Below are 607 nucleotides of genomic sequence, written 5' to 3'. Positions count from 1 at the left end.
GCCTTGACCCACACCGATACACATAGAGCACAATGCATATTTGCCACCAGTTGCTTCAAGTTGATTCAGTGCAGTCGTCACCAAACGCGCACCTGATGCACCCAATGGATGACCTAGTGCAATTGCACCGCCATTTGGGTTTACACGTGCATCATCGTCGGCTAAACCTAGGTCACGTGTACACGCCAATGCTTGTGCTGCAAACGCTTCGTTCAGCTCAATCACATCCATTTGCTCTAGTGTTAAAGCGGTTTGTGCTAACAGTTTTTTAATCGCAGGTGCCGGACCAAAGCCCATAATGCGAGGTTCAACCCCAACAGTGGTTGCACCAATCACTTTGGCACGAGGTTTTAAACCATATTTTTCTACAGCTGCATCAGAAGCAATCAGAATCGCAGCAGCACCATCGTTAATGCCTGATGCATTACCTGCGGTTACTGTACCGTCTGTTTTTACAACAGGTTTTAACTTGGTTAAGGCCTCGAGGGTGGTTGCACGAGGATGTTCATCTTTTGCCACCACAACCGCATCACCTTTACGCTGTGGAATAGTCACAGGCACGATTTCTTGATCAAAGAAACCGCGTGCTTGCGCTGCAGCCGTACGT

1 protein-coding gene is annotated in these 607 nt (G+C 48.4%); it reads right to left on the bottom strand.

Annotation, left to right across the window (positions count from 1 at the left end; all coding sequences use genetic code 11):
* A partial coding sequence (locus AC1M9A_RS14380) for an acetyl-CoA C-acyltransferase (protein WP_481610487.1) occupies window positions 1–607 on the bottom strand: 607 nt, incomplete at both ends.

The organism is Acinetobacter sp. ANC_7634 (assembly GCF_056779875.1).
Note: the sequence above shows the minus strand (reverse complement) of the source record. Positions and strands in the feature narration are given on the sequence as shown.